Source organism: Caulobacter sp. GW821-FHT09B08 (genome assembly GCF_059418225.1).
On record NZ_JBWKPL010000007.1, the window covers coordinates 80,281 to 101,436 of the forward strand.

The window sequence follows — 21,156 nt, forward strand, 5'->3', positions numbered from 1 at the left end:
AAAGGCGCTCGCGCCGCAACGGTTACGGAACGGCTCCACCCCCATGTCTTTGGCGGTCACCCTTAGAAATTCTCAAGCTACAGCATGGCGTTGGCCCAGGCTGTCCAACGCCCGGTGGCTGTCGCCGACGGCCCTGCTGCTGCTGTGGGAAGCCGGCTCGCGGCTGGGCGTGATCCCGGCGCGGGTGCTGGCCGCCCCCTCCACCGTGGCCGAAACCTTCTGGCAGATGACGATTTCGGGCGAGCTGCCGGCCAATCTGGCGGTGTCGCTCACCCGAGCCGGAGCGGGCCTCAGCCTGGCCCTGGTCATCGCCGTGACCCTGGGGCTGATCTCGGGCCTGTCGCGCTGGGGCGAGACGCTGGTCGACCCGCTGATGCAGATCAAGCGCACCCTGCCGGTGGTGGCCCTGACCCCGCTGTTCATCGTCTGGTTCGGCATCGGCGAGGTCCCCAAGGTGGCCCTGATCGCCACCGCCGCGGTCTTCCCGCTGTACCTGAACCTGTTCGCCGGCATCCGGGGCGTGGACGTGCGGCTGGTCGAGGCGGCCCGCAGCTTCGGCCTGTCGGGCCGCGATCTGGTGCGCGAGGTGATCCTGCCCGGCGCCCTGCCGTCGTTCTTCGTGGGCCTGCGCTATTCGCTCTCCATCAGCGTGGTGATGCTGGTGATCGCAGAGCAGATCAACGCCCAGGCGGGTCTGGGCCACCTGATCAACAACGCCCGCGACTTCATGCGCACCGACATCATCGTCGTCTGCCTGCTCGTCTACGCCCTGCTCGGCCTCGCCGCCGACGCCCTCGTCCGCACGCTGGAGCGCAAGGCGCTGGCGTGGCGCCCCAGCCTCGTGGAGCAATGACCATGGCCCAGCCCCGCATCCGCAACCGGGCCTTCGACGCCCTCTCGACCAACGCCGAGACGCCGACCGTCCAGTTGAAGGGCTTCACCCGCCGGTTCGGCGACAACGTCGTCATCGACGGCCTGGACCTGACCATCGCCCCGGGCGAGTTCGTCGCCCTGCTGGGCGCCAGCGGCTCGGGCAAGACCACCCTGCTGCGCACCCTGGCGGGCCTGGACTCCGCCGCCGGCCAGGACGTGACCACGCCCGACGCCCGCGCCGTGGTGTTCCAGGACGCCCGCCTGCTGCCGTGGAAGCGCGTATGGCGCAACGTGGCCCTGGGCCTGAAGGGCGCCGACATACGCGCTCGCGCCGAGTCCGCGCTGAAGGAAGTGGGCCTGGGCCATCGCCTCGACGCCTGGCCGGCCACCCTGTCGGGCGGCGAGGCCCAGCGCACCGCCCTGGCCCGCGCCCTGGTCCGCGAGCCGGCCCTGCTGCTGCTGGACGAACCCTTCGCGGCCCTGGACGCCCTGACCCGCCTGAAGATGCACGATCTGGTGCTGTCGCTGTGGCGCGAGCACAAGCCTTCGGTCCTGCTGGTCACCCACGACGTCGACGAGGCCATCGCCCTGGCCGACCGCGTGCTGGTGCTGGACAAGGGCCGCATCGCCGCCGAGGAGCGCATCACGCTGGAGCGCCCGCGCCTGCCCGACAGCCGCTTCCACGCCATCCGCCGCCGCCTGCTGAGCCGCCTGGGCGTCGAGGCTCCGGCCCCGCAAGCCACGCCCGCCCCTGCCCTGGTGGCCTTCCCGACCGGCGAGGTCGTCCTGTGACAGCCGCCGCCCTGCGGTTGGCCGACGCGCCCGCCCTGCCCGACCTAGACGCCGTCCTGCCCGGCCTCACCGCCGCCTTCGCCGCCACCGCCGGCCAGCACGACCGCGAGGCCAGCTTCCCGACCGCCAATTTCGAGGCCCTGCGCGACGCCGGCCTGCTGGCCCTGACCGCGCCCAAGCGCCTCGGCGGCCTGGAAGCCGACCTGCCCACCGCCCTGAAGGTGGTCTCGGCGGTCGCCCGGGGCGAGCCGGCCACGGCCCTGGTGCTGGTCATGCAGTACCTGTTCCACGCCTCGGTCGAGGGCCGCTCCGGCTGGCCCGAGCACCTCAAGCAGCGGGTGATCGGCGAGGCCATCACCGACGGCGCCCTGATCAACGCCCTGCGGGTCGAGCCGGACCTGGGCACCCCCGCGCGCGGCGGCCTGCCCGCCACCATCGCCCGCCGCACGCCGGAGGGCTGGCGGATCAGCGGCCGCAAGATCTACTCCACCGGCTCCACCGCCCTGACCTGGTTCGTGGTCTGGGCGCGCAGCGACGACGCCGAACCGCTGGTCGGCGGCTGGCTGGTCCGCACCGACACGCCCGGCGTGGTCATCGAGGAAACCTGGGATCACCTGGGCCTGCGCGCCAGCGCCAGCCACGACGTGGTCTTCGAGGACGTGCTGGTTCCGCTGGACCACGCGCTGGACCCGCAGCCGCCCGGCTCGCCCCCGCCCTATCCGGCCAGCTTCGCGGCCTGGTCGGCGGTGCTGACGGCGGCGATCTACGACGCCCAGGCTCGCGCCGCCCGCGACTGGCTGGTCGACTTCCTGGCCAACCGCAAGCCGGCCAATCTGGGCGCGGCCCTGTCGACCCTGCCCCGCTTCCAGGAGGCGGTCGGTGAGATCGATGGTCTGCTGCTGTCCAACAAGGTGCTGCTCGACACCGCCGCGCGCGGCGAGGTCGGCGGGGTGGAGGCCAGCCTGGTCAAGCACCTGGTCACCGAGAACGCCATCACGGCCGTCGAGAAGGCCCTGAAGCTGACCGGCAATCCGGGCCTGACCCGCCACAACGCCCTGGAGCGCCACCACCGCGACGTGCTGTGCGGCCGGGTCCACACCCCGCAGTCGGACGTGGTGCTCACCAGCGCCGGCAAGGCCGCCTTCGCGACCTATGAGGCCGCTCGATGAACCGCCTGGTCGTCGCCAGCCAGCTGCCGGACGTCTTCAACAGCGTCTTCGCCCAGCATGTGGGCGACGCCGACATCGTCGCCGTGCCGCCCGGCCCGTCCACCCTGCTGCCCGAAAAGGCCAAGGTCCTGGTCGCCGCCCCGTTCCGCAAGGCCGGCGGCGAGCTGCCGGCCCAGCCGCCCAAGGGGTGGCCGTTCGACGTCCAGTGGGTGCAGCTGGTCTCGGTCGGCATCGACTTCTATCCCGAATGGCTGTTCGACGGCCCCGTCGTGACCTCGGCGCGCGGTTCGTCCGCCGTGGCCCTGGCCGAGTTCGCCCTGGCCGCCATACTGGCCGAGGCCAAGCGCCTGCCCGACATCTGGATCGACCGCGCCGAGCGCTGGAACCAGCAGCCGCTGAAGCTGGTCTCCGGCACGACGCTGGGCCTGGTCGGCTTCGGGGCGATCGGCGAGGCCCTGGCCCCGCGCGCCCAGGCCCTGGGCCTGAACGTCATCGCCACCCGCCGCTCGGACAAGCCGATCCCGGTTCCCAGCGTCGAGCGGGTCGCCGACCTGAAGACCCTGTTCGCCCGCAGCGACCACGTGGTGCTGGCCGCCCCGGCCACGCCGGAGACCCAGCGGCTGATCGGCCGCGAGGTGCTGGCGGCCGCCAAGCCGGGCCTGCACCTGATCAATGTCGCCCGCGGCGCCCTGATCGACGACCAGGCCCTGCTGGAGGCCCTGGACGACGGCCGCGTGGCCCGCGCCAGCCTGGACGTCACCCATCCCGAACCGCTGGGCGAGGGGCACCCCTTCTACAGCCACCCCAAGGTCCGGCTGTCGCCCCACACCTCGGTCCACACGCCCGACACCCGTATCAACCTGGCGACCCGTTTCGCCGAGAACCTCGCCCGCTTCCGGTCCGGCGCCCCCCTGGCCGACGTCGTCGACCTGTCGCGCGGCTACTGAAGGACACCGCTCATGACCGCCATCAGCCCCGCCCATTCCTTTGTAAGGGGGGCGTTCCAAGCTCAAGGCCCGCACCCGGCCAAGATCGAGACCGTGCTGCCCGAGTTCGGCTCGCGTGAAATCCCGGTCCAACCCACCCACGAGCAGGAGCGTCTCTATCGCAAGCAGCGCCTGGCCGCCTCGTACCGCCTGTTCGGCCGCCACGGCTTCGACATGGGCGGGGCCGGCCACATCACCGCCCGCGACCCCGAGCTGACCGACCACTTCTGGGTCAATCCGTTCGGCGTCCATTTCAGCCGCATCAAGGTCTCGGACCTGATGCTGGTCAGCCATGCCGGCGAGATCGTCCAGCCGCCGGCCAAGGTCCCCGCGCGCCTGAACCGCGCCGCCTTCGCCATCCATTCCCAGCTGCACGAGGCCCGGCCCGACGTGGTGGCCGCCGCCCATTCGCACTCGCTGTACGGCAAGGCCTGGTCGGCGCTCGGACGGCTGCTGGATCCCCTGACCCAGGACTCGGCGGCCTTCTACGAGGACCACGCCCTGTTCGAGGAGTTCTCCGGCGTGGTGCTGGACACCAGCGAGGGCCAGAAGATCGCCAAGGCGCTGGGCTCCAAGAAGGCGGTGATCCTGCAGAACCACGGCATCCTGACCGTGGGCCAATCGGTGGAAGCCGCCGTCTGGCGCTACCTGGCCCTGGAGAACGCCTGCCAGACCCAGCTGCTGGCCGAGGCCGCCGGCCCGACCAAGCCGATGCCGCCCGAGGTGGCCAAGCACACCGCCGGCCAGGTGGGCAGCGAGGCCGGCGGCTTCTGGGCCTTCCAGCCCTACTGGGACGTGGTGACCGAAGAAGAGCCGGACCTGTTCGACTGATGATCCTGTCCCGTCGCCATCTTCTCGCCGGGGGCCTTTCCGTCGCCGGCGTCTCGGCCCTGGCCGCCTGCTCGCCCAAGGCCGCCGCGCCCGGTTCGCTGGAAGACCTGACCCTGCGCGCGGCCACCTATCGCGGCAATCTGGAGGCCTTCTTCCCGCAGGCGGGCGTCGCCGACACGCCCTACGAGGTCGCCAAGTCCGAGTTCGCCGGCGGCAACCTGATCGCCGAGGCCATCAACGCCGGCGCCCTGGACGTGGGCGGCATGAGCGAGATCCCGCCGATCTTCGTGGCCGGCGCGCCCGGCAACCAGGTGCGCATCGTGGCGGTGCTGCAGGGCGACGTGAACAACCAGGTCGTCTTGGTGCCCAAGGACAGCAAGGTCCAGGCCTTCGCCGAACTGAAGGGCAAGCGCATCGGCTATGTGAAGGCCACCACCTCGCACTACATCCTGCTGCGCCTGCTGGACGAGGCGGGCCTGAAATGGACCGACATCAAGCCCGTCGCCCTGTCGCCGCAGGACGGGCTGGCGGCCTTCTCCAGCGGGGCCATCGACGCCTGGATCATCTACGGCGTCATCGTCCAGCAGGCCCGGGCGGCCGGGGCGCGGGTGCTGCGCACGGCGCTGGGCATACTGTCGGGCAACTATCTGGTGGCCGCCGCCAAGTCGGCCCTGGACGACCCGCTCAAGCGCCAAGCCTTGGGCGATTATCTGGGCCGCTACGCCAAGGTGGCCGCCTGGGCCAATGCCGACGACGCCCGGTGGGCTCAGGCGAGGAGCGCCGCCACCGGCGTGCCCGCCGCCCTCTATCTGCGCGAGTTCAAGGAACGCAGCGCCCCCACGCGCCTGCTGAAGATCAGCGACGCGGCCATCGCCTCGCAGCAGGGCGTCGCCGACGCCTTCGCGGCGGCGGGCCTGATCCCCGCCAAGGTCGACGTGCGCCCCCTGTGGGACGACCGCCTCAGCAGCGCCCTTCCCGATGCGTAGAAATATTCATAGGTCTTATTGGCGATCTCGATATGAGATAAGCTTTAAATCTACTGATTTTATATGGATTGAGACGCCACGGCTGTTTGCCGCTTATCCCCGATAACAAGAACGGGGATAATCATGTCGTTACGCTCTATTTCGCTCTACTGGATTTCCGGAACCTCGGCCCTGGCGCTGGCGAGCGCCGCCCAGGCCGCGGACACGCCCGCCGAGGCCACCGCCGACGCCACCGCCGCCCCGGCCGTCGAACAGGTGGTGGTCACCGCCGAGCGTCGCGCCACCGACCTGCAGAAGACGGCCATCGCCATCTCGGCCTTCAACGAAAAGCTGCTGGCCGACCGCAAGATCGACAGCATCCGCGACCTGTCGGGCCAGATCCCCAACTTCAGCATCAGCCGCGTCACCATCAGCCACACCACCCAGACCTACGCCCTGCGCGGCGTGGGCGAGAGCGATCCGATCCAGGAGCCGGTGCTGGCCGTCTATGTCGACGACGTCTACATCCCGCGCCAGATCGGCTCGATGGTCGAGTTCAACGACCTGGAGCGTGTCGAAGTCCTGCGCGGCCCGCAGGGTACGCTGTACGGCCGCAACTCCAGCGCCGGCGCCCTGCGCATCATCACCCGCGACCCCGGCGACGACGTCCGCGCCAAGGCCGAGGTGGGCCTGGGCAATTACGGCGCCGTCGACGTGCGCGCCCTGATCGAGGGTCCGCTGGTCGAGGGCAAGCTGGCCGGCAGCCTGTCCTACATCCACCACGAGCGCGACGGGATCACCTTCGACCCGACCCTGAACCACGGCGTCAACCGCATCGACCTGGACGCCTATCGCGGCAAGCTGCGCTGGACGCCGATCCAGAAGCTGGACGTGCTGCTGACGGTCAACGCCCTGAAGGACCGCAGCGACAGCCGCAGCTACGTGCCGGTCACCCAGCCCAATGGCGAGCACCGCACCGACCGCTCCTATTCGGAAGTCGAGCCCAAGCAGGACCTGGACCAGATCAGCGGCGCCCTGCGGGTGCAGTACGAGCTGAACGAGAACCTGAAGCTGAAGTCGGTCACCTCGTACGGCGGCTTCAACCTCAACCCCGTCTATTACGACAACGACGGCCAGGCGGCGCTGATCCAGAAGAACCTGATCCACTACAACGATCAGTACGTCACCCAGGAAATCCAGCTGAACGGCGACTACGGCAAGCTGACCTTCACCAGCGGCCTGTTCTATCTGCACGAGCGGTTCTTCGTGGAGCGCGACGGCTACAGCCGCCGCAACGCCCTGCCCACCGATCCGGTGACGACGCCCGGCAACTACGGCTTCGCCCGCGCCCACAACATCACCAACACCGACGCCTATGCGGTGTTCGGCGAGGCGACCTATGCGCTGAGCGACCGCCTCAGCGTTACCGGCGGCCTGCGCTGGACCAACGAGGAAAAGGAATTCACCTTCGACAACAAGGTGCTGAACCTGCAGGGCCAGGTGGTGGGCCAATCGATCGCCGGCCAGGCCGACAAGATCTTCTCGGCCATCACCCCCAAGCTGTCGGCCCAGTTCCAGTGGACGCCCGACGTCCTGCAGTACGTGACCTATTCGCGGGGCTTCAAGTCGGGCGGGTTCGACAATCGCGCCACCCGCCTGGACCTGGCCACCCGGCCGTTCGCGCCCGAGAAGGTCGACACCTACGAGACGGGCCTGAAGACCGAGCTGTTCGATCACCGCGCGCGGGTGAACCTGGCGGTGTTCTACAACGACTACAAGGACCTGCAGGTCGCCTACACCGACCCCGCCTATCCCGGCAACTCGGTGCGCGGCAACGCCGGCAAGGCCCACACCTACGGCGTGGAGCTGGAGAGCGACGTCCGCGCCACCGAGCGCCTGTCGATCCAGGGCTCGGCCGGCTATCTGTTTGCGGTCTACGACAAGTACAAGAACGCCGGCGGCCTGGGCGTCGACGCCGACGGCCACCGCCTGCTGAACTCGCCGCGCTGGAGCGTCTCGGGCGGCCTGACCTACGACGTGCCGGTGGAAATTCCGGGCTCGATCCGGGTCGGCCTGAACGCCCAGTACCAGACCAAGACCTATTTCAGCGCCCTGCAACGCCCGCAGGACGAGGCCCCGGCCCAGACCTTCCTGAACGGCGTGGTCACCTGGCAGACGCCGGACCCGCGCTGGAGCGTGGTGCTGTCGGGCCGCAACCTGCTGGACTCCGACAAGCCGGTCAGCTCGACCTACACGCCCTCGACCGGGGTCTATTACAAGAACTACCCCGATCCGCGGACCTGGCTGGTCACGCTCAAGTACGCGCTGTGATCCGATGAGCAGCCAGCCCCGCCTTGACCGTCCCAATCTGCAGAAACTGGCAGACTTTGTCGGCGCCTTCGGGACGCTGGTCGACGCCACTTCGGACGAGGACCTGATCCTCGCCGAGGGCGGACGGTTGCTGGCGGGGCTGATCGCCCGCGACGACTGGCTGCCGGACGACTACGCCCAGCCCGACCCGACCCGCTACCAGCAGTACCTGCTGCATTGCGACAGCCGCCAGCGGTTCAGCGTGGTCAGCTTCGTCTGGGGTCCAGGCCAGGCCACGCCGGTGCACGACCACACCGTCTGGGGCCTGGTGGGCGTGCTGCGCGGGGCCGAGCTGTCGCAGCGCTTCGAGCGCCGGGCCGGGGCCTTCGCGGCCACAGGTCCGGTCCACCGCCTGGAGCGCGGCGAGGTCGAGGCGGTGTCGCCCACGGTCGGCGACGTCCACCAGGTGACCAACGCCTTCGACGACCGCGTCTCGATCAGCATCCATGTCTACGGCGCCAATATCGGCGCGGTGGAACGCTCGACCTACGACGCCGCCGGCCGGCCCAAGCGGTTCGTCTCCGGCTACGCCAACACCACCCTGCCCAACCTCTGGGATCGCTCCAAACCCGTCTTGGCGGAACTCAACGCATGACCCTGCTTACCGTCACCCCGCGCGAAGTCCGCCAGGACTGGATCGCCCGCCGCGAGATCGCCCTGCTGGACCTGCGCGAGGAGGACCCGTTCGCCCGGGCTCACCCGCTGTTCGCCTCGCAGCTGCCGCTCTCCCGGCTGGAGCTGGAGATCCTGGATCGCGTGCCCCGCAAGGACGCCAAGATCGTGCTCTACGACAACGGCGAGGGCCTGGTCTCGCCGGCCGGCAAGCGGCTGGCGGCCCTGGGCTACACCCAGGTCCGCGCCCTGGCCGGCGGTCTGCAGGGCTGGAAGGACGCCGGCTACGAGCTCTTCCAGGACGTCAATTCCTACAGCAAGGCGTTCGGCGAGCTGGTCGAGGCGCGCCGCCATACGCCCTCCCTGCCCGCCCAGGAAGTCCAGGCCCGGATCGACGCCAAGGCCGACCAGGTGATCCTGGACGCCCGCCGGTTCGAGGAATACGCCACCATGAGCATCCCGGGCGGCGTCAGCACCCCGGGCGCGGAGCTGGTGCTGCGGGCCCGCGAGCTGGCCCCGAACCCGGACACCACCATCATCGTCAACTGCGCCGGCCGCACCCGCAGCCTGATCGGCGCCCAGTCGCTGGTGAACGCCGGCGTGCCCAACCCGGTCTTCGCCCTGCGCAACGGCACCATCGGCTGGACCCTGGCCCAGCAGACCCTCGAGCACGGCCAGAGCCGCCGCTTCCCCGCCGTCTCCGACCAGACCCTGGAGGAAGCCCGCGCCAAGGCCCGCGACGTGGCCTATCGCGCCGGGGTGCGCCGGATCGACGCCGAGGGGCTGGCCGACCTAGCCCAGGACCGCAAGCGCACCCTCTACCGCTTCGACGTGCGCACGCCCGAGGAATACGCCGCCGGACACATCGCCGGCTTCCGCTCGGCGCCCGGCGGCCAGCTGGTGCAGGAGACCGACGTCTTCGCCCCCGTGCGCGGGGCCCGCATCGTGCTGGCCGACGACCTTGGTCCCCGCGCCGACATGAGCGCCTCGTGGCTGGCCCAGCTGGGCTGGGACGTCTACGTGCTGGACGGCGGCTTCGACGGCGAGCTGGAGACCGGCGCCTGGCGCGCGGCCGCGCCCGCCATCCCGACCGTCGAGACCATCAGCCCCGAGGACCTGGCCGTGGCGCTGGGCGACGGCGCCGTGGTGGTGCTGAACCTGGCCCCCAGCCCCCTCCACCGCAAGGGCCACGTACCCGGCGCCTGGTTCGCGATCCGCGCCCGCCTGGCCGAGGCCTTCGAGCGCATCCCCGAAGGCCTACCCATCGTCCTGACCTCGCCCGACGGCCGCCTGGCGCGGCTGGCGGCGGCCGAGGTCGAGGAGATCTCCGACCATCCCGTCCGCGTGCTGGAAGGAGGCACCGAGGCCTGGGCCGCCACCGGCCGGCGGCTGGACACCGGCCTGCCCCGCGCCGCCTCCGATCCGGAGGACGTCTACAAGCGCCCCTACGAGGGGACCGACAACGCCGCCGAGGCCATGCAGGCCTATCTGGACTGGGAGTTCGGCTTGGTCGACCAGCTGGCCCGCGACGGCTCGCACGGCTTCTTCGTGATCTGAGGCCATTCAAGAACCGAGATTGGCATGACCCTCAAACTCTATTTCGCGCCCGGCTCCTCGGCCTTCGCGCCGCTGATCGCCCTGGAGGAACTGGGCGTCGCCTACGAGGCCCAGCGCCTGGACCTGGCGGCCGGCGAGCAGCGCCAGCCGGCCTATCTGAAGGTCAATCCGCGCGGCCGGGTGCCGACCCTGGCGGTGGACGGCGAGCCGGTGACCGAGGTCCTGGCCATCCTCACCTACCTGGCCCACGCCCATCCGCACAGCGGGCTGCTGCCCCTGGCCGATCCGCTGAAACTGGCCCACGCCTACGAGGTGATGAGCTGGTTCGCCAGCACGGTGCACGTGGCCTTCTCGCAGATCGCCCGGCCCGAGCGCTTCGCCGACGACGAGACGGTGAAAGCGGCCCTCGCCACGCCCGGCGAGGCCCGCTTCGCCCGCACGCTCAACGACATCGAGCGCCTGGCCCAGGGCCCCGGCCCGTGGCTGCTGGGCGAGACCTTCAGCGCGGTGGACGCCTACGCCCTGGTCATCTGGCGCTGGGCCGAGCGGCGCGGGATCGACACCGCCGCCTATCCGGCCTGGAGCGCCAAGGCCGCCCGGGCCCTGGCCCGCCCCTCGGTCAAGCGCGCCCTCCAGAAGGAAACCTCCGCCAAGGTCGCCGCCTGATGAGCCGTCCTGATCGAACCCTTGAGAAAGCCTCGCTTTTTTAGCGCCCGCTCAAACCCGAAACTTTCCGCCAATCCAGATCGGAGCCTCCCCATGCCCGTCGAATTCATCGGCATCATCGGCACCCAGCACCAGTCCGAGATCCATCCGGCCCAAGGCCCGGTGATCGACCGCGACTATGTCGAAGCCATCGCCATCGCCCATGACGAGGGCGGCTTCGACCGCGCCCTGGTCGCCTTCGGCTCGACCTCGCCGGAAAGCCAGCTGGTGGTGGCCCACGCCGCCTCAGTGACCAAGCGCCTGAACTTCATGATCGCCCACCGCCCCGGCTTCACCGCCCCGACGGTCGCGGCGCGCCAGCTGGCGACGCTGGACCAGTTCACCGGCGGCCGCGTGGCCGTGCACATCATCACCGGCGGCGCCGATGACGAGATGGCCAAGGACGGCGACCACCTGACCAAGGACGAGCGCTACGCCCGCGCCAGCGAGTATCTGGACATCGTCCGCCAGGAATGGACCAGCGAAAAGCCGTTCGACTACAAGGGCGACTACTACAACGTCGTCCAGGCGTTCGGGGCGGTGAAGCCGCACCAGAAGCCGCAGATCCCGGTCTATTTCGGCGGCTCGTCCGACGCCGCCATCCCGGTGGCCGGCAAGCACGCCGACATCTTCGCCCTGTGGGGCGAGACCCAGGCCCAGGTCGCCGAAACCATCGCCCGTGTGCGCCACGCCGCCGCCAAGCATGGCCGCCAGGTGCGGTTCTCGCTGTCGCTGCGCCCGGTGATCGCCGAGACCGAAGAGGCCGCCTGGGCCAAGGCCGACGCCATCGCGGCAGAGGCCAAGGCCCTGCGCGAAAAGGCTGGCCTGCCGACCACCGGCCACCGTCCGCCCAATGCCGGCTCGCAGCGCCTGCTGGACGCCGCCGCCCAGGGCACGCGCCTGGACAAGCGCCTGTGGACGGGCGTGGCCGCCGTCACCGGCGCGGCCGGCAACTCCACGGGCCTGGTGGGCACGCCCCAGCAGGTGGCAGAGGCCCTGCTCGACTATTACGACCTGGGCGTCACCACCTTCCTGATCCGCGGCTTCGACCCGCTGAACGACGCCGTCGCCTACGGCCGCGACCTGATCCCGCTGGTCCGCGAGCTGGTGGCCCAGCGCGACGCCAACCCCGCGGCGGCGGCCAGCTGATGGCCTTCGACGCGGACCCGCGCTGGCTGGGCGACGCTGTCCCGCAGGCTCCGGCCTATCTGGTCGACGCCTCGTCCGGCGCGGAGCCGCCCTATGACCTGCACACGCCCCCGGTCGATCCGCCGATCGACTTGGGGGCGTTCAAGGACGCCTTGGCCAAGCTGGCCAGCGGGGTGGCCATCGTCTCCTGCTGGGACGGCGAGACGCCGCGCGGCCTGCTGGTCAGCTCGATCACCGGCCTGTCGGTGGAGCCGCCGCGCTTCCTGTTCTGCGTGCGCAAGGAAGCCTCCAGCCACGACGCCCTGCTGGCGGCGGGCGCCTGCGGGATCGCCATACTGGCCGACGGCGACGAGGCCGAGGCCCTGCGCTTCGCCTCGCCCGCCCAGGCCCACGAGCGCTTCACCGACGAACGTTGGGACCTGGCCTCGCCCCACGCCCCGCGCCTGCACGCCGGCCTGACCTCGACAGCCTGCGTGATCGACCAGGCCATCGACGCCGGCGGCCACACCATCGTGCTGGTCACCGCCACCCATCTGACGGTCCGCCCGGGCGCTCCGCTGGTGGCCTACGACCGCGCGTTTCGCGCGCTCTCGACCTAGACCTACTGCTGGATCTCGCGCCGCCATGCCGCCGGGCTGGCGCCCACTTCGCGGGTGAAGACGCGCGTCAGGTGGCTCTGGTCGGCGAAGCCGCAGCTGAGCGCCACGGTCGACAGCGGCATGGTCTGCGAGCGGATCAGGTCCTTGGCCGCCTCCAGGCGGCGCTGGACCAGCCACTGGTGCGGCGTCGTCCCCAGCGACTGGCGGAAGGCCCGCGAGAAGTGGCCGATCGACAGGCCGCACTGGCGCGCCACCTCGGTCAGGGTCACCGCCCCGTCCAGATTGGCGGCCAGGATCTCCTTGGCCCGCCGCGCCTGCCAGGGCGCCAGACCGCCCCGCACCCCGCGCGACATGGGCACCATGCCGCCGTATCGGCTCGCCACATGAATCGCCAGGGTCATGGCCAGTTGGTCGATGAACGGTTGGTTGCGCCCCGCCCCGCCCTCTCCGACCGCCGGGATCGAGGCCGCCAGGCTGGCGATGGTCGGGTCGTGGAAACCCACGCCCGGCTCGTGCGCCAGGTCGCCGATGGGCGTGGCGTTGCAGCCGGCGGCGACGGCGTCGAAGGCCGCGCGGGGGATGTAGAAATGCACCGCGTGATAGGGCTGGTCCAGCAGCAGGCGCGGTCCGCGACGCAGGTCGTGGATCACGGTCTGGCCGGCGGCGATGTCGCGCACCGGGGCGGCCACGCCGTCCTCCCAATAGTGCTGCCGGGGATAGTCGCGCAGCTGCACGCGGACGATCACCGCGTCCGGCCGGGGCGCGTGCGGGGTCAGGCCCTGGTACGGGATCGGCAGGTGACGAGGGTCCACCGCGACGCCGTGCTTGCCCGCCGACGGTCCGGCGACGAACAGGCTGGGGGCCGGCCTGCCGGACGAAGCCACCGGTTCGGCCGCGCCGCGACTTTCCCTCTCCAGGTCATGGACGAGCATGGCTTTCTCCTGACAGCGCTGGACAGCGACAGGACGATCGCGGCTGCGGGCAAAAGGGTAAATCCCGGAAGGGTAGGCCTCGCACCCCCGATCGGGTGGCGGCGTGTCAGGGAAAAGCCCTAGGTTGCGGCCCGCGCCGCGCTAGCCCAAGCCCGGCCGCTTCGCTAAGCTCCGAACGGGGTAGGCGCGTGTCGCCCTTTCGGGGTTTCGCGCGGCGGACGTCCGTGGAAGCAAGACCCACTCCCGCACTGAATCGCGCCACCCCGCGCCGAGCGAGACCCAAGATGACCACCGCCCTTTCGGGACCCCTGGCCGCCCCGCCCTCCTCCGGCGCGAGGATCCGCGTCCTGCTGGTCGACGATCACCCGATGCTGCGCGAGGGCGTGGCCGCCGTCCTGGCCCTGCAGTCGGACATGGAGCTGGTGGGCGAGGCCGAGAACGGGGCCGAGGCCATCGCCCGCTTCCGCGAACTGCGCCCCGACGTCACCCTGATGGACCTGCAGATGCCGGGCGTGAACGGGCTGGAGGCCATCGAGGCCATCCGCGCCGAGTTCCCCAACGCCCGGATCGTGGTGCTGACCACCTATGCCGGCGACGCCCAGGCCCTGCGCGCCCTGAAGGCCGGGGCCACCGGCTACCTGCTCAAGAGCACCCTGCGCCGCGAGCTGCTGGACACCATCCGCAACATCCACGCCGGGCGCCGTCACCTGCAGTCGGAAGTGGCCCACGAGATCGCCATCCACGCCATCGACGAGGCGCTCAGCGACCGCGAGGCCCACGTCCTGCGCCTGGTGGCCGCCGGCCGAGCCAACAAGCAGATCGCCTGGGAGCTGTCGCTGTCGGAAGACACCGTCAAGGCGCACCTGAAGAGCATCTTCGCCAAGCTGGACGTCGCCGACCGCACCCACGCCGTCACGGTGGCCGCGCGGCGTGGGATCATCGAGCTGTAGCTAGCGCAGCGCCGCCACTTCCTGGACGCCGCCGGACGTGGCGGCCTGGGTCGGGCAGCCCTCGCCCGAACAGGCCGGGCCCTGGGTGTCCAGGTTGGGCTCGGGATCCCAGTCCAGGGTGAAGTCCGGCGCGGTATTGAGGTGCTTGAGCGCCGGCGAGCCGGCCTGGTCGTTGGACGGCAGCGGGTCGATCCGGAACGTCGCGCCCGTGAAGGTCAGGTCGTAATTGGTCGACAGGCCCAGGCTGCCCTGGGTGATCCCGTAGTTGCCGGGCGCCTCGCCGACGCCGCGGACGATGCCGCCGGTGAAGGCGTCGCCGGCCACCAGGTCCCCCACCGTGATGCGATAGGTCAGGGTGGGATCCAAGTTCCCCTGGACCTTGAACGTACCGTCGGCCGACACGGTCACCGCCCGGCGCAGGATGTCGGCCACCCCGTCGCTCACGCCGCCGAGGTCGTAGTTGGCCGCATCCAGCCCGGCCAGGGCCGCGCCCGACACCGTCACGGTCTTGCCCGTTCCGGCGTTCTTGTCGCCAAAGGCGTAGACGCCCGAGGCGGAAACCGCGTCGCCCGACACCACGCCCGTCAGGCCGATCGTGCCGCCGGCGGTCAGCGTGCCGTCATAGGTCTTGTTGCCGGCGATCAGCGTGCCGCTGATCACCTTCCTGAAGATGTCGGCCGTATCGGTCGACACCCCGCTCAGGTCGTAGTTGGCCGCGTCGCCGCCCGACAGGGTCACGCCCGAGGCCGTCACCGTCTTGCCGGCGGCGGCGGTCTTGTCGTCGAAGGCATAGACCCCCGAGGCCGAGACCGTGTCGCCGACCACCACCCCCGTGAGGCCGATGGAGCCGACGGCCGACGCGTTGCCGTCATAGATCTTGTCGTTGGCGGTCAGGGTCCCGGTCAGGATCTTCCTGAAGATGTCGGCCGTATCGGTCGACACGCCGCCCAGGCTGTAGTTGCCCGCGTCGCCGCCCGACAGGGTCACGCCCGAGGCCGTCACCGTCTTGCCGGCGGCGGCGGTCTTGTCGTCGAAGGCGTAGGCGCCCGAGGCGCCGACCGTTTCGCCCAGGATCACGCCCGTCAGCGCGATCGAGCCGATGGCGGTGTCTGTGCCGTCATAGGTCTTGTCGTCGGCGGTCAGGGTTCCGGTGATGACCTTGGGATCGATGCGCAGCGAGCCGGTCCCGTAGGCGAAGGCGTAGTTGAGGTCGGAGGCCAGGGTCCCCGCGCTGGCGGTCAGGCCGTAGGTCCCGACGTTCTTGCTGGTGGCGCCCGAGACCGCGGCCGCGCCCGACCAGGCGTCGGCCTCCAGGTCGCCGTTGACCAGGCCGGTGATCGTCGCCGAGGTGGTCGGGACCAGGCCGTCATAGGTCGCGGTCCGGCTGACCGGCGTCACCGTCAGGGTGGGCTGGTAGGCGTAGACGAAGCGGTTGCCGGCGTTGGGCGCCACGGCCAAGACTTCGTTCGAGAAGTCGTAGGCCGAGCCATAGAAGCTCTTGCCCGACAGGCCGTTGAAACTGTTGGCCGCCGTCGAGCCGGTCGGATTGCCCAGCGCCTGGGTGTAGATCAGCCACCGGCCGCCGGCGTTGGTGGCGGTCACCGCGTCGGCGCCGCGGCCATTGGTGAAGGTCCCGTCCGAGGCCAGCAGGATCGCGTCGCCCGTCCCGTTGGCGGTGACCGTGCCGGTGCTGGCGAAGGTCATGCCGGCGTGCGAGGTCAGGGCCAGGGTCCCCGTGCTGAGCACGGCGCCGCTGATGGTCAGCGAGCGGCCGTCGACCAGCTTGAAGAGACCGCCGGTGTTGGTGAAGGCGCCCAGCTGGACCACTTGGTTGGCGGCCCCGAAATTGGCCCCGCCCACCGACGAGCCGGTCAGCGTCTGGGCGGTGATGACCCCGGTCGAGACCTGGCCGATGGCGTGGTCCGAACGCAGGTCCACCGTCTGGCCGGCGGCCGTGACGGGTCCGTAGAGATCGAAGGCCAGGGTGTCGTGGAAGGCGAAACCGCCGGTCGCGATGCTGACGGCGTCCAGGTACGAGACCTCGTTGTCGCCCAGCAGGACGGCGCCGGTTCCGGCGGTCACGCCCAGCGAATTGGCCTTCAGCACGCCCTGCTGGGCGATGTTCGTCGCCGCGTCCAGGGTCAGGGCGCCGCTGACCTCGATGACCCGCCCAGGCAAGGCGTCGCCGAAGCGCAGATTGCCGGTGGCCGAGCTCACCGACAGGTCGCCGTCGACGAGGGCCGAGATCAGCCGCGTGTCGCCGCCGCCGTTCACCTGCGAGTCCGCGTTCGCGGTCAGACCGTCGACGGTCAGGGCGCCGGTGGGGCCATCGATCTTGACCGCCCCGCTGATCGAGCGCGCGGCGATGATCCGCTGGGCGCCGTTGACGACCTTGATGTTGACCGCGCCCAGCGCGTCGATGGTGGTCAGGTCCGCGCCGGTGGTGTGGTCCAGGTTGACGTCGACCGTCCCGGTCGTGGTCGAGGCCTCGACCGTGGTGGCCGCCCCCGCCGAGGTGACGATGTTGGCCGTAGTGATCGCGCCCGGCGTCGCCGCGCCCAGCACCACGTCGCCGTTCACGGCGGTGACCTGCAGGCTGTTGGTCGCCGTACCGGTCAGGATCGCCGAGCCCAGCCTGGCGTCGCCCAGGTTGGCGGTGACGATGATCTGGTCCCTGGCCGTGGCCGCGCCGATCAGGGCGTCGCCGAGATTGCCGTGCGCGGTGACCCGGCCGCTGGTCGCGCTCAGAGTCGCGACCTGGACGTTGTTGGCTTCCAGATAGACATTGCCCGTGTCGCTGGTGATGGCGCCGCCGGTCAGGTCGCCGTCGACCATCTCGACGCCGACGCCGCCCACATACTGCAGGTCGTGGCCGGTGAAGTCGAAGTCGAAGCCGGCCGGGACCTTGATGAACCAGCTGCCGGCCCGGGCGCCCAGCGGCGACAGGGCGTTGGTCGAGAAGCTGGCGCCGGTGAGGTGATAGTCGTAGCCGGCCGTGACGCTGGTCGCCACGGTCACCGCCCCGGTTCCCGCGTCCAGGGCCACGTCGTAATCGGCCGTCGCCGTGTCGATCGAGACGCCCTGGCCGGTCACGCTGACCTCGCCGTCGCCGACGCCCGTGCCGGCGTCCAGCTGGGCCAGGCCCAGCACCGCGCCGTCCTGGGCGGTGATGGACAGCTTGCGCCCGGCGTGCAGGGCCAGGGCTCCCAGGTCGAGATCGCCCAAGGTGTCGGTGATGGTGACGTCGCGCAGGTCGCCGAAGAACGGGTACGGGGTCAGGGCATTGCCCACGAAGCCCTGGGCGGTGACGGTGTAGTCGCCACCGCTGCTGATGGCGTTGACGTCCAGCGTCCCGGCCATCGCCTCCAGCGTGATGTTGTAGGCCGCCAGTTCGTCGATCACCAGATTGCCGGTCTTCTGGACGACGGTCGCGTCGCCGTCGATCGCCGCGCCGATCACGGCGATGCCGTTGCTGGCCGAGTTGATGTTGACCTTCACGTCGCCGTCGTACGACAGCACCTGCAGGCCGTCCGTGCCGCAACCGCAGCTGGCGTTGGTGACGGCGTAGTTGGCGGCGGTGATCGAGGCCTTGTCGTCGGCGCCGAAGGTGGCCGTGTTCAGGGCCAGCACCGTGACGCCGTCCGGCCCCTCGGCCCCGCGCAGCGTCGCGTCGCCATTGATCGAGGCCACCACGACGGTCTCGCCCGCCAAGGCCTTCTGGACCACGACGTCGCCGGTCGCGGCGGTCGCCTCCAGGGCGAAGCCGGCCGTCACCTCGCCGACGTCCACGTCGCCGCCGATCAGGGTCAGGTCGTCGTCGCTGGCGATCAGGGTGGCCGCCGTGCCGTCCAGCAGGCCGTCGGTCTCCAGATGGGTGCGGCCCGAGCCGTGGACCGTGCCGGTGACCGTCAGGTCGCCGCCGGCGACGTAGAGCTCCAGCGTGCGGCCGGCGGTGGTGCTGGCCGAGCCGATGGTCATCCCGCCGTCCAGCACCTCGGCATAGATGCCGCCCCCCGAAGCCGTCATCGTGCCGAACGCCGCGTCGCCGCTGGCGATGGTCACGTCGATGCCGACGCCTTCCAGGGTGTCGATCTTGGCGCTGGTGTCCAGATGGACCATGGCGTCGCCGCCCCCGACCGAGCGGACGCTGGCCGTGCCCGTGCCGCCGCCGGTGCGGCTGAAGACGTTGGCGGTGGTGATCGCCGTGTAGTCCACGTCGCCCAGCACCGCGTCGCCCGAGGCCGTGATCGCCAGGTCGGCGCCCGAGCCCGAGCCGGCCAGCACGGCCGCGCCCAGGGTGGCGTCGCCGCCGTTGGAGGTGACGGTGATGTCGCGCCCGGCCGTGGCGGAGGTCACGTCGACCGTGCCCGCCGCGATCGCCTTGAAGTCCCGCGTCGCGGTCATCGTACCGGCGTTGATCGTGCCGCCCGCGTCCAGGGTGACGTCGCCGGCGGCCACGCCCGTGCCCTGGGTGATGGCCGTGCCCACATTGACCGCGCCGTCGCTGGACCGCGCCAGGATCGAGGCGTCGTCGGTCGCGCCCACGCCGGTCGACGTCAGGGTCGCGCCGCTGGCCGAGACGTTGCCTTGCACGGTGAGGATCTGCACGTCGTCGCCGGCCGTGGCCGAGGTGACGACGGCGGCGTCGCCCGTGGTGACCGACAGGACCAGGTCGCCGGCCGCCGAACCGCTGTTCAGGCTGCCCGACGTGCCGAACATCTTCAGGTCGCGGGTCGAGCTGCCCGAGCCGAGGGTCACGCTGGTGGCGGCGTTGAGCGTGATGTCGCCCACCGCCGCGCCGGTCCCCTGGGTGTTGGCCGAGCCGACATTGATCGACCCGTTGACCGAGGTGACTTGGACGTTGGCCGCGTCGACCGAGCCCACGCCGGTGGAGGTCAGCGTCGCGCCGCCGGCCGCGACATTGCCGTTGGCGTCGATCGTCAGGTCGCCGCCCGCCGTGGCCGAGGTGGCGATGGTGGCCACGCCGGTGAGGGTGGTGAGGACGAGGTCGCGCGCCGCCGAGCCGCTGGTCAGGGTGGCAGACCCGCCGCCGATCAGCAGGTCGCGCGAGGCGTCGCCCGAACCCAGGGTCGCGGTCGTGACCGAACTGATCGTGACGTTGCCCGCCGCCACGCCCGTTCCCTGGGTGATGGCCGTACCGACATTCACCGAGCCGCTCGTCGAGCGCGCCAGGACATGGGCGTCGTCCAGGGCGCCGACGCCGGTGGACTTCAGGGTCGCGCCGCCGGCCAGGATATTGCCCGTGGTCGCGGTGATCTCGACGTCGTCGCCGGCCGTGGCGGCCGTGGTCACGGTCGCGCTGCCGGTCGTGGCGGTGACGAAGATGTCGCGCGCCGCCGAGCCGTTGGTCAGGCTGGCGGTGACGCCGGAGACATTGATATCGCGCGTCGAGTTGGCCGCACCCAGGCTGGCCGTCGTCGCCGCCTGGATGGTGATGTCGCCGGCCTGCGCGCCGGTTCCCTGGGTCAGCAGGGTGTTGCCGGCGTTGACCGAACCGGTGAAGGACTTGAGCAGGATGTGGGCGTCGTCGCTGGCGCCGATGCCGGTCGATTTCAGGTAGGCGCCGCCGGCGCTGACGTCGCCGGCCGAGGCGGTGATCTCGATGTCGTCGCCGGCGAAGATCCGGTTGGTCACATAGGCGGTCGATCCGCCGGTGACGAACACGTCGCCCGCCGCGTCGATGGTGCTGACGAAGACCTGGTCCGCGATGAGCTTCACGTCGCGCGCCGAATTGCCCAGGGTCAGCGACGCCGAGCCGTTGCTGGTGATCAGGATGTCGCCCGAGGTCGTGGTCGTGGCCGCGCCGACCGAGGTGTTGGCGTTCGAGGAGACCGCGACGCCGGTGGCGCCGGTGATCTGGGTGACCGTCGCGCCGGGACCGCCGGCGGCGACCGAGGCCGCGCCGCTGGTGGCGGTGACTTCGCTGGCGGTGATCGAGCCCGAGGTGGTGGAGATGTCCACCGTGGCGCCCATCGCGGTGGAGACGTTGAGCGCGCCGCTCGTGGCGGTGAGCACGACGTCGCCGGTATTGTTGATCGAGGCGCTGGTGGCCGAGCTGATCGTGTTGATCTGGATGAGGGCGTCGGCGGCCGAACGCAGGAAGGTCAGGGGCGCGGCGGAATCCACGAAGGTGGTGTCGACCAGGCCCGAGCCCTTGGCGAACAGGAAGCCGCCGGCGGTCATGGTCGCGCCCGGCGACACGATCACGCCCTGGGGCGAATAGAACCAGACGTTGCCGGCGGTGGCCGCCCCGACCTTGCCGGTCACCACGCTGCCGTTGTCGAACCGGATCTGGCTGGTGGTCTTGTTGAGGACGATGTCGCTGGCGGAGTCGAACAGGAAGTTCATCGCGTCGCCGCTGCTGAGGTGCAGGTCGGTCCAGTTGATGACCGTCCGGGGCGCGTTCAGTTCGATCTGCAGGGTGATCGCGTCGGGAAAGCTGATAAACGGCTGGCTGCCGCCGCTGGAGACCGAGATGCTGCCCGCGCCGGGAATGCCCGGCAGGGTGCCGGCCTGGGCCGGTTGGGCCAGCATCGTCGCCACGCCGCCCATTAAGGAACCGACGAGGGCGGAAGCCGCCAGCAATGCGGTCCGGCGGGTGTTGCGCGAGGCGGTGGGGCGGATCGACGACGGGGTCATGGCGGA

15 protein-coding genes are annotated in these 21,156 nt (G+C 70.8%); 13 read left to right on the forward strand and 2 right to left on the reverse strand.

Annotated elements, in window-relative coordinates:
- Positions 1-43 precede the first annotated feature (43 nt).
- From AC07OA_RS19125 to AC07OA_RS19180, 12 genes are all read left to right on the forward strand, one after another.
- Entirely contained in the window at positions 44-853 is an 810-nt protein-coding gene (locus AC07OA_RS19125; RefSeq protein ID WP_494665407.1) for an ABC transporter permease, read from the forward strand.
- Positions 854-855: 2 nt separating this feature from the next.
- Positions 856-1,665: an ABC transporter ATP-binding protein gene (locus tag AC07OA_RS19130; RefSeq protein ID WP_494665408.1), complete on the forward strand. Its 810-nt coding sequence runs from the start codon at positions 856-858 to the stop codon at positions 1,663-1,665.
- A complete protein-coding gene (locus AC07OA_RS19135; RefSeq protein ID WP_494665409.1) occupies positions 1,662-2,834 on the forward strand; it encodes an acyl-CoA dehydrogenase family protein in 1,173 nt (390 codons plus the stop codon). Before AC07OA_RS19130 ends, AC07OA_RS19135 begins: the two co-directional genes overlap by 4 nt.
- Entirely contained in the window at positions 2,831-3,781 is a 951-nt protein-coding gene (locus AC07OA_RS19140) for a D-isomer specific 2-hydroxyacid dehydrogenase family protein (protein ID WP_494665410.1), read from the forward strand. Before AC07OA_RS19135 ends, AC07OA_RS19140 begins: the two co-directional genes overlap by 4 nt.
- Before the next feature lie 12 nt (positions 3,782-3,793).
- The gene (locus tag AC07OA_RS19145; RefSeq protein ID WP_494665411.1) at positions 3,794-4,651 is read left to right on the forward strand and encodes a class II aldolase/adducin family protein; all 858 of its coding nucleotides are present in this window, start codon (positions 3,794-3,796) and stop codon (positions 4,649-4,651) included.
- Positions 4,651-5,637 (forward strand): ABC transporter substrate-binding protein, encoded by a 987-nt coding sequence (locus AC07OA_RS19150; RefSeq protein ID WP_494665412.1) that lies wholly within the window; start codon positions 4,651-4,653, stop codon positions 5,635-5,637. The genes AC07OA_RS19145 and AC07OA_RS19150 overlap by 1 nt, the downstream gene beginning before the upstream one ends.
- Before the next feature lie 123 nt (positions 5,638-5,760).
- On the forward strand, positions 5,761-7,947 hold the full coding sequence (locus AC07OA_RS19155; RefSeq protein ID WP_494665413.1) for a TonB-dependent receptor: 2,187 nt from the start codon (positions 5,761-5,763) through the stop codon (positions 7,945-7,947).
- A gap of 4 nt (positions 7,948-7,951) precedes the next feature.
- Positions 7,952-8,581: a cysteine dioxygenase family protein gene (locus AC07OA_RS19160; RefSeq protein WP_494665414.1), complete on the forward strand. Its 630-nt coding sequence runs from the start codon at positions 7,952-7,954 to the stop codon at positions 8,579-8,581.
- Entirely contained in the window at positions 8,578-10,155 is a 1,578-nt protein-coding gene (locus AC07OA_RS19165) for a rhodanese-like domain-containing protein (RefSeq protein ID WP_494665415.1), read from the forward strand. Before AC07OA_RS19160 ends, AC07OA_RS19165 begins: the two co-directional genes overlap by 4 nt.
- A gap of 24 nt (positions 10,156-10,179) precedes the next feature.
- Complete coding sequence (locus tag AC07OA_RS19170) at positions 10,180-10,821, forward strand: glutathione S-transferase family protein (RefSeq protein ID WP_494665416.1); 642 nt, start codon at positions 10,180-10,182, stop codon at positions 10,819-10,821.
- A gap of 93 nt (positions 10,822-10,914) precedes the next feature.
- On the forward strand, positions 10,915-12,009 hold the full coding sequence (locus tag AC07OA_RS19175; RefSeq protein WP_494665417.1) for an LLM class flavin-dependent oxidoreductase: 1,095 nt from the start codon (positions 10,915-10,917) through the stop codon (positions 12,007-12,009).
- Positions 12,009-12,608 (forward strand): flavin reductase family protein, encoded by a 600-nt coding sequence (locus AC07OA_RS19180; RefSeq protein WP_494665418.1) that lies wholly within the window; start codon positions 12,009-12,011, stop codon positions 12,606-12,608. The genes AC07OA_RS19175 and AC07OA_RS19180 overlap by 1 nt, the downstream gene beginning before the upstream one ends.
- A gap of 2 nt (positions 12,609-12,610) precedes the next feature.
- Here AC07OA_RS19180 and AC07OA_RS19185 read toward each other — a convergent pair whose 3' ends face one another.
- Positions 12,611-13,540, reverse strand: coding sequence for a helix-turn-helix domain-containing protein (locus AC07OA_RS19185; protein WP_494665419.1), 930 nt, complete (start codon positions 13,538-13,540; stop codon positions 12,611-12,613).
- Between the two features lie 284 nt (positions 13,541-13,824).
- Here AC07OA_RS19185 and AC07OA_RS19190 point away from each other — a divergent pair, with 284 nt between their 5' ends.
- Entirely contained in the window at positions 13,825-14,490 is a 666-nt protein-coding gene (locus tag AC07OA_RS19190; protein WP_494665420.1) for a response regulator transcription factor, read from the forward strand.
- On the opposite strand, the gene AC07OA_RS19195 is transcribed toward AC07OA_RS19190, so the two are convergent.
- Positions 14,491-21,150, reverse strand: a complete 6,660-nt coding sequence (locus AC07OA_RS19195) for a YDG domain-containing protein (RefSeq protein ID WP_494665421.1) — start codon at positions 21,148-21,150, stop codon at positions 14,491-14,493.
- Between the last annotated feature and the right edge of the window lie 6 nt (positions 21,151-21,156).

Bases quoted from the DNA above. Each gene is read 5' to 3' on its own strand.
- AC07OA_RS19165 (WP_494665415.1), top strand. From the start codon at position 8,578: ATGACCCTGCTTACCGTCACCCCGCGCGAAGTCCGCCAGGACTGGATC.
- AC07OA_RS19145 (WP_494665411.1), top strand. From the start codon at position 3,794: ATGACCGCCATCAGCCCCGCCCATTCCTTTGTAAGGGGGGCGTTCCAA.
- AC07OA_RS19160 (WP_494665414.1), top strand. From the start codon at position 7,952: ATGAGCAGCCAGCCCCGCCTTGACCGTCCCAATCTGCAGAAACTGGCA.
- AC07OA_RS19175 (WP_494665417.1), top strand. From the start codon at position 10,915: ATGCCCGTCGAATTCATCGGCATCATCGGCACCCAGCACCAGTCCGAG.
- AC07OA_RS19125 (WP_494665407.1), top strand. From the start codon at position 44: ATGTCTTTGGCGGTCACCCTTAGAAATTCTCAAGCTACAGCATGGCGT.
- AC07OA_RS19140 (WP_494665410.1), top strand. From the start codon at position 2,831: ATGAACCGCCTGGTCGTCGCCAGCCAGCTGCCGGACGTCTTCAACAGC.
- AC07OA_RS19180 (WP_494665418.1), top strand. From the start codon at position 12,009: ATGGCCTTCGACGCGGACCCGCGCTGGCTGGGCGACGCTGTCCCGCAG.
- AC07OA_RS19190 (WP_494665420.1), top strand. From the start codon at position 13,825: ATGACCACCGCCCTTTCGGGACCCCTGGCCGCCCCGCCCTCCTCCGGC.
- AC07OA_RS19170 (WP_494665416.1), top strand. From the start codon at position 10,180: ATGACCCTCAAACTCTATTTCGCGCCCGGCTCCTCGGCCTTCGCGCCG.
- AC07OA_RS19130 (WP_494665408.1), top strand. From the start codon at position 856: ATGGCCCAGCCCCGCATCCGCAACCGGGCCTTCGACGCCCTCTCGACC.
- AC07OA_RS19150 (WP_494665412.1), top strand. From the start codon at position 4,651: ATGATCCTGTCCCGTCGCCATCTTCTCGCCGGGGGCCTTTCCGTCGCC.
- AC07OA_RS19185 (WP_494665419.1), bottom strand. From the start codon at position 13,540: ATGCTCGTCCATGACCTGGAGAGGGAAAGTCGCGGCGCGGCCGAACCG.
- AC07OA_RS19195 (WP_494665421.1), bottom strand. From the start codon at position 21,150: ATGACCCCGTCGTCGATCCGCCCCACCGCCTCGCGCAACACCCGCCGG.
- AC07OA_RS19155 (WP_494665413.1), top strand. From the start codon at position 5,761: ATGTCGTTACGCTCTATTTCGCTCTACTGGATTTCCGGAACCTCGGCC.